Here is a 14,766-nt window from a genome sequence, read left to right as displayed (position 1 = left end):
AAAATAAAAGAGAAAGCTATGACTCAATTTGTTATTGAAACAGAACATTTATACAAACGGTTCGACCAAGTCACCGCACTTGAAGACATCAACATTCAAATTAAACAGGGGGAATTTATTGCTATCATGGGTGCATCCGGCTCAGGAAAAACTACCTTGATGAATATTCTCACCGGTCTGGATACCGCCAGTGAAGGAAAAGTTATTTTAGATGGTATTGATGCCGCTCAATTAGATGAAATCGGTCGCCAACGTTTTCGTGCAGAAAAAATCGGCTTGGTGTTCCAACAATTCCATTTAATTCCCTACTTAACCGCACTTGAAAATGTGATGCTCGCTCAACATTATCACAGCGTTATTGACGAGACGGCGGCAAAAGCCGTATTAGAACAAGTGGGGTTAGGGCATCGTATTGATCACCGACCAAGCCAACTTTCCGGTGGAGAACAACAGCGTGTTTGTATTGCTCGCGCCCTTGTCAATCAGCCTCCCGTTATTTTTGCCGATGAACCTACCGGTAATTTAGACGAGAAAAATGAGGCTCTAATCCTAAATTTATTGCAAGAATTAAACCGCCAAGGCAGAACCATTGTCATGGTAACCCATAATCCGGAGCTGGGCGAACTCACTGATCGCACTATTTATCTTCAACATGGTAAGTTTTTACGGGAGGAACGAAATGAACGTTAAACTTTTACTCAAATCACTCTGCTTAAGTGCGGTCGTTTTCGGCTCTGTTTCCTGTAAAGAAGAAACGGCAAGCCTTGGCAACGTTGCTCCGGAAATTGCTGCCTATGATCTTCAAGGAAAACAAGTGAGCTTAAAGGATTGGCAAGGCACCCGACTACTCACTTTTTGGTCGGAAACCTGTGGTCATTGTATGGCGGAATTAAAAACATTTGAGCAACTTGATGAAGCTTATCCGAATAAAGTTCAGCTTATCGCCATTAATGTTGACGGTGAAAATATGGATACCAAAGCAGTTGTCGCCAAACACCAACTCACCCAATCGGTGATTAAAGATCAAATGAAAATCACCGCCGAGCGGTATCAATTAGTGGGTACGCCCACCTCTTTCATTATTGATGACAAGGGCTATATTCAAGCGAAATTTGAAGGTAAAATTCCTCAACAAGAATTAGATAAGTTATTCAAAAAATAGACGGTTAGGGATTCTCAATGAAACTGTTTTACTTACTTCTCGGTAGCCTGTTCTGTATTTCTTTTTCTGCTCAAGCCGAAGTACCTAATAATCCTGATTTCATTAAAGCAGAAAAAATTTATAAACGCTCTTGCGCCACTTGCCATGGAAAAAAAGGCGAGAGAGCGGCGATGGGCGAATCTAAAGTCATCAATCAATTAAAAACAGAAGATATTTCAACCGCACTTTTTGAACGTAAAAAGGGAAATGTTATCGGTGCCGGAAATCCGGCAAAACAGCGTTTAACCGAAGAGGAAATAAAAGCCTTATCCGAGTTTGTGCCAACCTTAAAATAAATTTCTTGAAAAAATTTTGAACTAATCCGAAAATAGACGGTCCTAGGGAATCGTGGATTTAATCATCCAAGAGATACTTTTTTAATTTCCAATTCAAAGGATTACTTATGAACAAATTGACAAAAATTACTGCAACTGCATTGTTTACTTTATTCTTAGCTGCTTGTGATAAAGCGGCGGACAAAACGGCAGATACTGCTAAACCTGCTGAAGCAACAGCACCGGTAATGACTGCAGAAGCACAAGAAAAAGCAGATTATGAAAAATTAGTCGCTTGGAATCAAGAACAAGGTGCAGTGCAAGCGCAAAATCAACAAAAATTACAGCAAGCATTAAGTGCTGCAGCTGAATCCAAAGATGAAAATAAAGCAAAAGCAGCCGTTGAAGAATTTAACAAGAGTGTTCAAACAAGCATTGCAAGTTTAGATGCTCTTGATGTGAAATCCGATTTAATCAGTAATGCAAAAAATCAAACCAAAGAAGTATTGACTCTTGCGAGCCAATTATTGGTTGCTCAAGCAAATGTGAAAACGGAAGCAGATCAAAAAGCTTACGCTGAAAAAGCGCTAGAATTACAAAACAAAATGCAATCTCTAGCTGAACTCGGCGCACAAATTGAAGCTAAATTCAACCCAGCTCCAGCTCAACCTGCAACTCCTAATGCAGAAAAACCGGCAGCAAAATAATATTTTCGCTAAACAAGCAAAAAAACAGCGGTCAATTTGACCGCTGTTTTTTGTGCATTTGCTACATAGTACCCTTATAATCCGACCCTTTCCTTAATTTGATCCGCAAACATACCAATACTTACGGCAAAATAATTGGATTTATTCCAATCTAAAATCGTGCGGAAATTATTAGAAACTAAAAATGCTCTCCCCACCTGTTTATCCGGACGGACAAGCCAGAGATCCGCATGAGAAAGTGCTGTCAGTTTTGCTTGTTCTTGCGCACTAAAACTTAATGGCATCACACCTTGGGCTTGCCAATCACGCAAAGAACGGGCTTTATTTTTCTCAATACCGGAAAGGGATAAATCAAACGGTTGGTTTAAAGTCACTTCGATTCCCCAAGGCAATTTATCGTCCCAACCTACTGTGTGTAAATAATTTGCAATAGAAGCAAAGGCATCAAATTGATTTGTCCAAATATCCTTCACACCATCACCATTGCCGTCAGCCGCATAATTTAAGAAAGCACTTGGCATAAACTGGGTTTGTCCCATTGCCCCCGCCCAAGATCCTAACATTCGAGCGCGTTGAATATGATCTCGATCCAACATTTTCATCGCATTGATGAACTCTTTGCCAAACAAGGCTTCACGTCTTCCATTAAAGGCAAGGGTCGCTAAGGCGGATAGCACATCATAGCTTCCTTGATAATGCCCGAAACTACTTTCCATACCCCATAACGCAAGAATATATTCTTGTTGTACGCCATAACGCCGGCTTGCCCGTTGAAGAGGTACTTGAACTTCCCAATAACGCTCTTCCGCCACATTCACTTTATTATTGGTTAAGACTTTATTGAGGTAATTGGTCGTGCCGTTTGGATTCAACACGGGAGGGCGGTTTGGCTCACGTCTTACCAGACGCCCAGCTTGAGCCCGATCTAACGCTACGGCTTTTTCCACATAATGAATATTATTTTGTGCATTTAAGGTCGCAAGAGAAACGCCTTCTGCTGCCGCTTTGCCTTTTAAAAATTGCACATAATCATAAAAGTTATCCGGTGTACGTGATTTGGAATAAACCGCATTACGACTAATTATCGGAATGTTTTTAAGCGATGAACTTTGACTACCGCTAGAACATCCCACGAGTAAACAAGATAAAAGTGCGGTGGATAATATCGAGATTTTTTTCATTTACTTTCCTTCTTTTAACATCATTTTATTTTCTTAAAAATTGATTATAAGCCGCCTTTAATAATGAGGTCGGTAATAAACGGGAAGCGGATCGTAAAATAAAAATAAATAAGCCTGAGGCTAAATTTTGTATGCCTAAACGATATTTTAATTTGAATAGCCGCCATTCTGCTTTAGCCTGATTTAAACCACGACGCCGACCCACCATACCGTTTCCTACCCGAGCGTAAACCAAAATATCCGGTAAATTTGCCACAGATTGTCCTTGTGCAACGAGTTTAATCCACAAGTAATAATCCTCTTGCAGATCCTCATAACCGCCACAATTTATCACCGCACTTTTCTGATATGCCACCGTCATATGGTTAAAAGGGCAACGTTTTTGGGTAAATTTCACAATATCTTGCGCTTCTACCGGCACACGGCGATATGCCACAATATCATTCACATTCTCACCAAACTCGGCAATTTGTCCGCCAAAAATAATCGTGTCGGGGTATTTTTCAATAAATGTCACTTGCTTTGCAAAACGTTCCGGCACGCAAATATCATCCGTATCCATACGGAATACCCAGTTATATGAGCAATGTTTCAAGCCCTCGTTTAAGGCATTGCCTAGCCCTTGATTTTTCGGTAATTTCACTAATTTTAATGGTAACTGTTTTTCAAATTCAGAAACAACCGCTTCTAGCTCCTCAGTAACCGCACCATCAAATACTAAAACGATTTCGTCCGCCTGATGGGTTTGAGCAGCTAAACTTTCAAAACATTCCCGTAAAAATCGTGGATTTTCCTTAATATATAAAGACATTAAAACTGAAAATTTCATGACTATCCTTTCTATTACATAAACCGTTTCAAATTCAGTGCCAGTTCCGGCGAAATAAGCACAATCATCGCAATCACTAATTGTTTAATACTTTTGGTTTGTTTAAAAATATCAAAATAATAATATGCTGCTTTGCGTGACAAATTCATAATGTGCGGATAAGCCAAAATATAGCTGGCGTTAATGTTGAAATTATGTGCCTGTTTTTCCGTTTCCACATAATGCTCACGAATATAATCAATGGCTTTTTCCGTATTGGTGGTATCCGTTGAAACGCTGGAACGTTTGGTGTGGAAAGTGCAATGGGTCAAAAGCTCATCCACTCTATGGGGTTTAAAAGTGGGGTCTTTGACTAATTTCAACAAAAAATCATAGTCTTCTAAAGAACGAAGTGCGGTAGATAATCCGCCAATTTTTAAAAAAAGATCTTTCTTTACCACCACCATCGGCATACCGCCAATTTTGTTGGCAAGTAAAATCCGTTCTACACTAATTTCTTGTGGTAGAATCGGTTTGGTCACATAGGTAAAACCTTCATTCACCATTTCACATTTTGCTGGGTGGTAAATAAAATTAATATCGGGATGTTTGTTAATCTCTTCTGCCAATCGCTCGCATTTATTCTCGGCAAAACGATCATCATCATCTAAAAATAACAACCATTCCTCCGTTGCCGCACGGGCTCCGATATTTCGACTTTCCGCTGCGCCTTGATTGGTTTCATTACGGATTACATTTACCTTAAAGGGATAAAATTTCTCCACCACAACAGGATCTTGTGAGTTGTCATCGATAATCACCACCTCAAAATCTTTATTGGTTTGGTGATTTAAACTTTCCAATAAAGCGGGAATTTCCGATTTTCGATTGTAAGACGGTACAATGATACTAAACATTTTTTTCCTCATTCTGTACTAAGAAAATACGTTGTTTACCGTGAACGCCAAATAATGACAAAAACATCAACATCACAAACATAATGCCCGGAAAAGCAAAGGTATCGGCTTTGATATTGCAGGCAGCAAGAATCACAAAGGCTGAAAGAATAAATTTCCAGCTGCCGTCAAACCAATTTAATGCTACTTTGCGTACAAAATAAAAGGTAACGAAAAAACAAACCAACGCATAAACCACACCACCGTATAAAATTTGGCGTAAAAAACCGGAATCCGTATTGCCATAATAACGCCCCACGTCTAACTGCCCTGTCATATACATTCCATCACCGCTGATAAATTGTTTTAAAGTCGGCATAAATAAATGATCTTTGACCAAGGTATCCGTAGAAGAACTGGCAAAACCGGCACCGTGTAATAAATTAATAACAGGCTCTAACGCATGAGCGACATAAGGATTTTTTGGCATAAAAAAAGCCAATCCTAGCACTACCAGCAAAAATGCAATCAACGATGGTATATATCGCCATTTAAAATACAGAGTAATACTCACCACGGAAAGCAATAAAAAGGTTCTGCCGGAAATCAATCCGATGCAGAGCATCAAAAACACCAAAATACTCGGCATACTGTTATGTTTTGCGTTATACGCCAATAAAAAATGGAACAGCATTAAGTAAAATAAACTGAGTTGGAAAAAGGCTGTCGCAGTGATGTTATACAGGCGGTATTCCTGCTCCGAACCATAAAATCGTGCAGGCAAAATCGCATTGGTTGAAAGTAAAAAATCCACCAAAAAGGAAACACCAAGCAAAGCTAATACACCGAACACAAATTGCACCGCCACCCCGATTTGTAAATCACGCACAAGCCGTTGTTGCCTGCTTGGTATCGCATAGAAGGCGTTATAAAACCCAATGCCGAAAATAAATAAAATCAGTGATTTCACATACATAGCAATCACTGAAAAATCCCTTGTACCATTAATCAACAGAGGAATTACACTAAATAAAATTAGCCCTAAAAGTACAGCTAAACTATCCATTGGCACAATAATGCCTTGCCTATTTTGCTTTTTCACATAACGGTAGATTAAAACAACAAATGCGCCCCCCCCCACAATAACGGACATACGCATAACATGGAAAAACCACGGATCATAAATATAAAAAAGGTTAAAAAGTGCGGTCATTTATTTTCCTAAATTTTTCTGAATCGCCATCATTTTTTTCAGCGGATATTTCACCAGTTTTTTCGCAAGATTATTCGACTGCGAACCTCGAATCGCCTCAAGATTACTCACCAATTGCGGATTTTCAATTACCATTAATGGACGAACCACTTGATTCGACAAAGTAAATTGTGTTTCAAATAACAAAAAGTCGTCGGCAAGCCAAAAAGGTTTCCCTTGTTCAAGTTGTTTGAGAAATGCCCGTGCGGCAGATTTTTTGATTAAATAACCCACTGTACCGGCAAAATAACTTTTATAAGGATAAGCATAAGCCATATCACCGGCTTTATGACATAAAAATGAAAACGTCGTAGGATAATTAATTTCCAGCTCAATATCATTAAATTGAGCAATTTTTGATTGTCCGATGAGAACAATCGGCATTGTATTATTCTGCGCTAAAAGTGCTGTCAAATTTTGTTGGAAATTTGCCGCAAACAGAGCATCATCTTCGCACACCAAGGCATAATCCTCGTCTACCACCGACTCATCTTCCACAATCAAACGATACACTTCAAGATGACTAAGCGTACAACCGATTTCGCCTTTGGTCACTTTACGCCCGTAACGATGTTCAAATTGAACCAAATCAAACTGTTGTGCCAGTTCTGCCCATTCACGTAGCATCGTATTGATTGCAGAAAATACACAAAAATCCGCCGTATCGGGTTGAGAAAAGAAAAGCACCCGACGCTGCTCATCTTTATCTAGGGAAATCAAATATTTATTCATTATTCTCTCAACTAAAATGGTATCGTCTATTTGATTAATCAAATGGGAAATAGTTGCATAAAAGATTGCCGATTATACTAAAGAAATCTATAATTCCCCACCAATTTTAAGGCAAAAATAAGTCATAATGTCGAACAAAACCATTGCTAAAAATACCCTGTTTCTTTACATCCGCATGCTCTTTAATATGGGGGCAATGCTTTATATCTCCCGTGTTGTATTACACGTGTTGGGGGTAGAAGATTTCGGGATTTATAACATTGTCATGGGCGTGGTGATTTTGTTTTCGTTTTTTAACGGTACGATGACGGCAACCACGCAACGTTTTATTAATGTGGAAAAAGCCGCCAATGATTCAAGCCGTGTCAATATTATTTTTAATATCAGTCTTTTAAATCATCTCTTTATTATGTTTGTGGTGGCGATATTAGCAGAAACCGTGGGACTTTGGTTTTTAAACCATAAACTTAATATTCCAATGGAAAGAATGCACGCCGCCAATATTGTGTATCAAATTGCCCTTCTCATTGCCTTGATTGAAATTATTAAAGTTCCCTTTAACGCGATGATTGTCGCCCATGAGCGAATGGCATTTTATGCTTGGCTTGGCTTGAGTGAAACGGCATTTAAACTCTCTGCTGTCTTTATTTTGATGCAGATTGAACAATACGATAAATTAATCAGTTATAGCCTATTGTTACTTAGTGTGAGCTTGCTCGTATTTTTGCTTTATTTTAATTTTACCCGCCGTGCCTTTTACAGCGAAACCCGCTTTCGTTTCTACAAAGATTTAAGTAAAACAAAAGAGATGGCAAGTTTTTCCGGTTGGATGTTACTCGGGCAAACGGCTTATGTCGCCTCAACACAGGGGTTAAATATGGTTATCAACCTGTTTTTTGGCGTCACCGTTAATGCGGCAGTGGGGATCGCCACCCAAGTGGATACCGCTATTTACAGCTTTGTGAATAACTTTCAAGTGGCATTTAACCCGCAACTTGTGCAATCTTATGCTGCGAAAGATTATGAACGTAATAAAAAGCTCATTCTCGGTACATCCAAATATTCCTTTTATCTTATTGCGATTTTGTCTGCACCGGTACTTTATTTTACCCACACATTACTCACCTTTTGGCTGGGCGATAACTTGCCGCAATATGTGGCACAATTAGTGCAAACCACTCTTCTCTGCTCACTGATTAGTGCAATGGCGGGCTCATTTTGGATGACTGCACTGGCTATCGGAACAAACAAAATTAAACAATATAATATTGTGGTTGCAATGATTGATCTTTGTACTGTTCCCCTCGCCTACTTTTTATTTACCCTCGGTTATAGCCCGATCTATGCTTTTATCGGCAGATTTTCCACCGCACTTTTAATGCAAATTTACCGTTTCTATTTTATTAATAAAAAAATTAAATTTAACCGCAAGGAATTTGTCACATACTTATCTAATATCGGCATTATATTTGTTCTCTTAATCGGGCTTATTTACTTGTCGGATACACAGCGTATTTATACGTTCTATGAATTTATCACTCAGTCCATATTATTAGAATTTGGGCTGATTGCCGTGATTTTATTATTCGGCTTAAATCGCACAGAAAAAACCTTCTTATTTGGCTATATTTTGAAAAAGGTAAAAAAATGAATTCAACTTTAGTTTCTCTAAAGCAACAACTCGCTCCCATTGCAGATTTAATCAAAGATAAAAACAATGTGTTTTACTTTGACTATCCATTACATTTGAATGTGGGGGATTTATTGATCTATCACGGAACAGAACAATTTTTTAAAGATCACAACATCAATGTGACGTTAAAACGTTGTGAGTTTGATCTGGATATAAATGAGGTAAAACAAAAGATTACCCCAAATACCACGATTTTGTTACACGGTGGTGGCAATTTTGGGGATCTCTACCCACAACACCAAAAAATTCGTGAGGCAATGATTCAACATTTTCCCAATAACCGTATCATCGTGTTACCGCAAACCTTGTATTTTAAAGATCAAAAAAATCTCGAAAACTCAACCGCACTTTTTAATCAGCATGCTGATTGCCACTTACTTGCCCGTGATGAACGCACGGCTGAAGCCTTTAAACACTTTTCTTCAAATGTTGCCTTATCGCCGGATATGGCACACCAACTTTACGGCACGTTGCCAACAACACAAGACAACACAGGCAAACAGCTTTACTTTTTACGCAAAGACATTGAAGCCAGCGAAGTGGAAAAAAATATCCTCACCACTCTGCCTGCAAATTCAAATGTGAAAGATTGGGAGGATATTCTCACTCGCTTAGACAGTATCGTTTTGGCACTAAGCTGGCGTATAAGTAAATTTGCCAATCAACAAAATTGGGGCTGGCTGAAAAATCTTTTCCATCAATTTTGGTTTGCTTACACCAAACATATTGTGAAACGTGTTGCAGCAGTATTTTTGCAAAATGATCGGGTAACTACCACAAGATTACACGGTCATATTTTCTCCTGCCTACTGGAAATTCCAAACCGAGTATGTGATAACGCTTACGGTAAAAATTCCGGCTATGCCAATTTATGGACGAAAAATATTGATTTTGTGGAAATTGATAAAAAATGATGGAAATCAAAAAACTCATCACTACAATGATATTGCCGCCATTTAATGTTTTAATTTTATGGCTTTTAGCATTGATTTTGGCAAAATTCAATTTCAAAAAATTAAGCCGAATTTCGACCGCACTTGGAATTACCCTACTTTATATATTGAGTATTCCTTTTACTGCTCAAACTTTAAAAGATAGTTTAGTGACGGAAGATCATTTAACCCTCAATGACTACAAAAATGCACAAGCCATTGTGTTATTGGGCGGAGGATTACGGGATAGTAAAGAGCTTTATGCTCCTCTTGCTTCTACTGCTATTCAGCTTGAACGCTTACGTTATGCGGCGTACTTACAAAAAGAAACCGGTTTACCGCTTCTTATTACAGGTGCAAGCCCTACCGGTGCAATCGAAGCAAAAGTGGCGTCGGAGGAATTACAACAGTTCTTTCATGTGCCAACAAAATGGATAGAACCTAACGCCTTAACCACCAAGGAAAATGCGCAATTTACCAAGCAAATATTGGAAAAAGAGCAAATCAACAAAATTATTCTGGTTACCAATGAATGGCATATGCAACGTGCCAGATTACTTTTCCAGCAACAGGGATTTGACGTCTTGCCCTCCAGTGTCGGTGAAGGTATTACACCAAAAGAATACGGTTTAACTATGATGCATTTTGTTCCGCAAGGCGGTGCATTAGCAAAAAATATGCAATTATTGAAAGAATGGATCGGCTATTGGAAAGAGAAATAATTTCTTGCATTAAAAAAGTGCGGTCAAAATCGACCGCACTTTTACGCAAATTTATTTATCGCCATGCTTTAAATTGATTGATCAGCCCATTTGTTGAGCTGTCGTGGCTTGATACATTTTCGCTGCCCGCCAATTCCGGCAGGATACGGTTAGCCAGTTGTTTACCCAATTCCACGCCCCATTGGTCAAAGCTGAAAATATTAAAAATCACGCCTTGAACAAAGATTTTGTGTTCATACATGGCAATCAATGCTCCCAATGTGAATGGGGTGATTTTTTGCACTAAAATAGAATTGGTCGGCTTGTTACCGGTGAACACTTTAAATGGAACAATATCTTTTACCTCATCTAAGGATTTACCCGCTTTAACAAATTCCGCTTCCACTTCTTCTTTTGTTTTTCCGAATGCTAAGGCTTCCGTTTGTGCAAAGAAGTTAGACAGTAATTTGTTATGATGATCCGCTAATGGATTATGACTTTGTGCCGGAGCAATAAAATCACAAGGAATTAAGGTTGTGCCTTGATGAATTAATTGATAAAAGGCGTGCTGACCGTTTGTACCCGGCTCGCCCCAGATAATCGGCCCGGTTTGGTAATGGCTAATAGCATTACCGTTTCTATCTACATATTTACCATTTGATTCCATATTGCCTTGTTGGAAATAAGCGGCAAAACGATGTAAATATTGATCATAAGGTAAAATCGCTTCCGTTTGCGCACCTAAGAAATTGGTGTTCCACAATCCCACAAGGGCTAAAGTGGTTGGAATATTTTGTTCGATTGGTGCGGTGCGGAAATGTTGATCCATTTCGTGAGCACCGCTTAATAATTGCTCAAAATTCTCAAAACCAATAGAAAGTGCAATGGATAAACCAATGGCAGACCATAGGGAATAACGCCCGCCTACCCAATCCCAAAACTCAAACATATTATTGGTATCAATGCCAAACTCAGCCACTGCTTTTCCATTGGTAGAAAGTGCCGCAAAATGTTTCGCTACCGCACTTTTATCTTTTGCAGAAGCCAATAGCCAATCACGTGCGCTTTCAGCGTTGGTCATGGTTTCTTGGGTAGTGAAGGTTTTAGAAGCCACCAAGAAAAGCGTGGTTTCCGGATTCACTTTTTTCAGTGTCTCTGCAATATGTGTGCCATCTACATTAGAAACAAAGTGCATTGTGAGATGATTTTTATAAGGGCGCAGTGCCTCAGTGACCATATAAGGGCCTAAATCCGAGCCGCCAATCCCGATATTCACCACATCAGTAATCGCTTTTCCGGTATAACCTTTCCACTCCCCGGAAATCACACATTGACAAAAATCCTTCATTTTGGCTAAAACCGCATTCACTTCCGGCATTACATCTTTGCCATCCACCACCACTGGTGAATTGGTCCGATTACGAAGTGCGGTATGTAATACGGCGCGATTTTCGGTACGGTTGATTTTTTCACCGTTAAACATTGCTTCTTTCGCCCAATCCAGCGAACATTCTTGAGCTAGCTGACGAAGAAGTGAAAGGGTTTGTTGATTAATATTGTTTTTTGAGAAATCCACTAAGATTTGCTCCTTAAAGGTTAATGAATAATCTTTAAAGCGATCCTTTTCTTGTTGGAATAAATCTTGAATAGTGATATTTGCCAACTCGGTTTGGTGAATTTCTAATGCTTTCCAAGCGTTAGTCATGGTCGGATTGATATTTTCCATAGTCATAGTACTTCCTCCAATTATTAATTTAAAATCTAGTCCACATATTCGGTGATGACACGCGGTGTTAATTTTGTAATCAATTCATAGCTCAAAATGCCGGTAAATTTGGCTACGGTTTCAATCGGTAATTCTTTACCCCATAAAATCGCTTCATCACCAACCTGATCTTGGCTATCCACACCTAGATCTACGGTGAGCATATCCATGGATACACGTCCTACAATCGGTACTATACGTCCATTTAAATAGACGGGCGTACCTTCCGGCACATCGCGCGGATAACCATCGCCATAACCGATGGCGACAACGCCAATTTTCGTATCACACAGGCTTGTCCAAATCCCCCCGTAGCCCACAGGCTCGCCTTTTTTATGATTTCGTACGGCAATAAGAGAAGACGTCAGATTCATTACGGGAGTTAAATTAAATTCAGCTCCCACGGTATCCGTTGGCGAAATACCATACATAATAATACCGGGACGAATCCAATCTAAGTGGGATTCTTGCCAAAACAAAATCCCCCCCGACGCGGCAATACTGCGTTCGCCCTGTTTATCTTGGGTCACGGATAAAAAGCGATTAATTTGAAGTTGGGTATAATCGGATTCAAGTTCATCCGCCCGACTAAAATGGCTGACAAACCCTAAGTGCGGTTGAATTTGAGGGAGTTTTTTAAGTTCATGATAAAACCAATCTACCTCATCAAGCGCAACCCCTAAACGGTGCATTCCGGTGTCAATTTTAAGCCACACTTTAATTGGGCTTGGCAGAATTGCTCGTTTTAATGCCTCAAGTTGCTCATGATTGTGAACAATCGTTTCAATATTATTTACCGCAAGAACCGGCAAATCTTTTTCATCAAAAAAACCTTCCAATAACAAAATAGGTTTTGTGATACCGTTTGAGCGTAATGCAAGAGCCTCTTCTAAACGCGCCACACCAAAACAATCAACATTTTTTTCTAAGGTCGATGCGACAAACACTACACCATGCCCATAAGCATTGGCTTTAACAACGGCAATGATTTTACTATGAGGGGCTTTTTGTTTAATCACCGCTAAATTTTGTTTTAAAGCTCGTGAACTAATTTTCGCGGTTGCCGGTTTTACATTCATTATTTTTCCTTAATAGTCATCATGATATTCCCGCTGTTCTGCAAGATTATCGAAACGTGAAAATTGTCCGTTAAATTTTAAGCGTACACGACCGATAGGACCATTCCTTTGTTTACCGATGATAATTTCTGCTACACCTTTATCTTCAGAATTATCGTTATAAACTTCATCACGATAAATAAACATAATCAAATCGGCATCTTGCTCAATAGAGCCTGATTCACGTAAATCCGAGTTTACCGGACGTTTATCCGCCCGTTGTTCTAGGGTTCGGTTTAACTGAGAAAGTGCGATGACCGGCACTTCCAGTTCTTTCGCTAAGGCTTTTAATGAACGAGAAATTTCCGCAATTTCTAAAGTACGGTTATCAGAAAACGCCGGTGCACGCATAAGTTGCAAATAATCCACCATAATGAGGCTCAGCCCGCCGTTTTCACGATAAACACGCCGTGCGCGTGACCGTACTTCCGTCGGCGTTAAAGCAGAGGAATCATCAATATAAAGATTGTTTTTCTGTTTAAACATACCGAACACGCTACTGATTTTATTCCATTCAATTTCATCCAGCCCTTGACCGGTACGAATTTTCGTTTGATCCACACGGGCAAGGGAGGCGATCATACGCATCATAATTTGTTCCGCCGGCATTTCTAAACTAAACACTAACACGGGTTTATCACTTGCCATCGCTGCATTTTCACATAAATTCATCGCAAAAGTCGTTTTCCCCATAGAAGGTCGAGCTGCGACAATAATTAAATCTGAAGGCTGAAGACCCGCCGTCTTTCTATCAAGATCCGTAAATCCCGTCGTCACACCGGTCACGCCTGAATGGTTATTTACTTTACTTAACGTATCAATGCGTTCAATCGTATTCTGTAACACACTAATGACATTTTGCGGACCTTCACTGGAAGAACTGCGTTTTTCTGCAATAGCAAAAACTTCCCGCTCCGCTTCATCTAAAATGAGTTTGATATCCTGCCCTTTTGGCGAATAGCTTTTTTCCGCAATGCGATTTCCCACGGAAATTAATTCCCGTAAGATCGCTTTTTCTCGAACAATATCCGCATACGCTAAAATATTGATGGCATTCGGCGTATTGTTCGACAGCTCGGCGAGATAAGCAAAGCCTCCCACTTCTTCACTGATCCCTTTATTTTTTAGTGCCTGATCAAGCGTAATCAAATCAATGGGCGATTGATTTCGGGTGAGATCTTCCATTGCTTGAAAAATTGCGCGATGTGCAAAGGTGTAAAAATCATCGGCAATCACTCGTTCAGCAATACCATCCCAATGTTGGTTACTCAACATAATCCCCCCCAATACTGCTTGTTCAGCTTCAAGAGAATGAGGAGGAATGCTAACTTGTGCGGTTTGTTTATCTGATGAGGTAATTTGCGGTTTCGAGGCCATAGATAGTTTGAAATACAAAAAGAATTGGCGTTTATGATACCGCAAATAGAGAGGAGGTTTAAGAAAAAAGTGCGGTCACAAAAAACAAAGTTTTTTGAACGTTGTCTTTGCCAACGACTCCGAAGAAG

The 14,766-nt window shown here is 39.6% G+C and carries 15 protein-coding genes; 7 read left to right on the top strand and 8 right to left on the bottom strand.

Translation table 11 applies throughout. From position 1 onward, the window contains the following. Positions 1–18 precede the first annotated feature (18 nt). The 4 genes from A3GE_RS0108445 (at position 19) to A3GE_RS0108430 (ending at position 2,183) form a co-directional block, all read left to right on the top strand. Complete coding sequence (locus A3GE_RS0108445) at positions 19–690, top strand: ABC transporter ATP-binding protein (protein ID WP_018356828.1); 672 nt, start codon at positions 19–21, stop codon at positions 688–690. Then, on the top strand, positions 680–1,162 hold the full coding sequence (locus A3GE_RS0108440) for a TlpA family protein disulfide reductase (RefSeq protein ID WP_018356827.1): 483 nt from the start codon (positions 680–682) through the stop codon (positions 1,160–1,162). The genes A3GE_RS0108445 and A3GE_RS0108440 overlap by 11 nt, the downstream gene beginning before the upstream one ends. Positions 1,163–1,179: 17 nt before the next feature. Further along, on the top strand, positions 1,180–1,497 hold the full coding sequence (locus A3GE_RS0108435) for a c-type cytochrome (protein ID WP_018356826.1): 318 nt from the start codon (positions 1,180–1,182) through the stop codon (positions 1,495–1,497). A 107-nt stretch (positions 1,498–1,604) separates the two neighbouring features. Next, positions 1,605–2,183 carry a hypothetical protein gene (locus A3GE_RS0108430; RefSeq protein WP_018356825.1) on the top strand — a complete coding sequence of 193 codons (579 nt, stop codon included), beginning with the start codon at positions 1,605–1,607 and terminating at the stop codon, positions 2,181–2,183. A gap of 74 nt (positions 2,184–2,257) precedes the next feature. Here A3GE_RS0108430 and A3GE_RS0108425 read toward each other — a convergent pair whose 3' ends face one another. The 5 genes from A3GE_RS0108425 to A3GE_RS0108405 are packed head-to-tail and all read right to left on the bottom strand — an operon-like array spanning position 2,258 to position 7,052. Further along, on the bottom strand, positions 2,258–3,364 hold the full coding sequence (locus tag A3GE_RS0108425; RefSeq protein WP_018356824.1) for a lytic murein transglycosylase: 1,107 nt from the start codon (positions 3,362–3,364) through the stop codon (positions 2,258–2,260). 25 nt (positions 3,365–3,389) lie between these two features. Continuing rightward, complete coding sequence (locus A3GE_RS0108420) at positions 3,390–4,193, bottom strand: glycosyltransferase family 2 protein (RefSeq protein ID WP_018356823.1); 804 nt, start codon at positions 4,191–4,193, stop codon at positions 3,390–3,392. Between the two features lie 14 nt (positions 4,194–4,207). Further along, complete coding sequence (locus tag A3GE_RS0108415) at positions 4,208–5,089, bottom strand: glycosyltransferase family 2 protein (protein ID WP_018356822.1); 882 nt, start codon at positions 5,087–5,089, stop codon at positions 4,208–4,210. Next, positions 5,082–6,281, bottom strand: a complete 1,200-nt coding sequence (locus A3GE_RS0108410) for a hypothetical protein (protein ID WP_018356821.1) — start codon at positions 6,279–6,281, stop codon at positions 5,082–5,084. Before A3GE_RS0108410 ends, A3GE_RS0108415 begins: the two co-directional genes overlap by 8 nt. Further along, positions 6,282–7,052 carry a glycosyltransferase family 25 protein gene (locus A3GE_RS0108405; RefSeq protein WP_018356820.1) on the bottom strand — a complete coding sequence of 257 codons (771 nt, stop codon included), beginning with the start codon at positions 7,050–7,052 and terminating at the stop codon, positions 6,282–6,284. Positions 7,053–7,179: 127 nt separating this feature from the next. Here A3GE_RS0108405 and A3GE_RS0108400 point away from each other — a divergent pair, with 127 nt between their 5' ends. Genes A3GE_RS0108400 through A3GE_RS0108390 form a run of 3 tightly spaced genes read left to right on the top strand, consistent with a single transcriptional unit; the run spans position 7,180 to position 10,399 of the window. Further along, positions 7,180–8,703 (top strand): lipopolysaccharide biosynthesis protein, encoded by a 1,524-nt coding sequence (locus tag A3GE_RS0108400; RefSeq protein ID WP_018356819.1) that lies wholly within the window; start codon positions 7,180–7,182, stop codon positions 8,701–8,703. Next, positions 8,700–9,659, top strand: a complete 960-nt coding sequence (locus A3GE_RS0108395; protein WP_018356818.1) for a polysaccharide pyruvyl transferase family protein — start codon at positions 8,700–8,702, stop codon at positions 9,657–9,659. Before A3GE_RS0108400 ends, A3GE_RS0108395 begins: the two co-directional genes overlap by 4 nt. Next, positions 9,656–10,399 carry a YdcF family protein gene (locus A3GE_RS0108390; RefSeq protein WP_018356817.1) on the top strand — a complete coding sequence of 248 codons (744 nt, stop codon included), beginning with the start codon at positions 9,656–9,658 and terminating at the stop codon, positions 10,397–10,399. Before A3GE_RS0108395 ends, A3GE_RS0108390 begins: the two co-directional genes overlap by 4 nt. 55 nt (positions 10,400–10,454) lie before the next feature. Here A3GE_RS0108390 and pgi read toward each other — a convergent pair whose 3' ends face one another. The 3 genes from pgi to A3GE_RS0108375 are packed head-to-tail and all read right to left on the bottom strand — an operon-like array spanning position 10,455 to position 14,638. Continuing rightward, positions 10,455–12,104 (bottom strand): glucose-6-phosphate isomerase, encoded by a 1,650-nt coding sequence (pgi, locus tag A3GE_RS0108385; protein WP_026215446.1) that lies wholly within the window; start codon positions 12,102–12,104, stop codon positions 10,455–10,457. Between the two features lie 35 nt (positions 12,105–12,139). After that, positions 12,140–13,222 (bottom strand): alanine racemase, encoded by a 1,083-nt coding sequence (gene alr, locus A3GE_RS0108380; protein ID WP_018356815.1) that lies wholly within the window; start codon positions 13,220–13,222, stop codon positions 12,140–12,142. A gap of 9 nt (positions 13,223–13,231) precedes the next feature. Continuing rightward, positions 13,232–14,638 carry a replicative DNA helicase gene (locus tag A3GE_RS0108375; RefSeq protein ID WP_018356814.1) on the bottom strand — a complete coding sequence of 469 codons (1,407 nt, stop codon included), beginning with the start codon at positions 14,636–14,638 and terminating at the stop codon, positions 13,232–13,234. Positions 14,639–14,766 lie beyond the last annotated feature (128 nt).

The organism is Rodentibacter pneumotropicus DSM 21403 (assembly GCF_000379905.1).
GTDB lineage: Bacteria > Pseudomonadota > Gammaproteobacteria > Enterobacterales > Pasteurellaceae > Rodentibacter > Rodentibacter pneumotropicus.
This window is presented reverse-complemented; position numbering and strand designations above follow the sequence as displayed.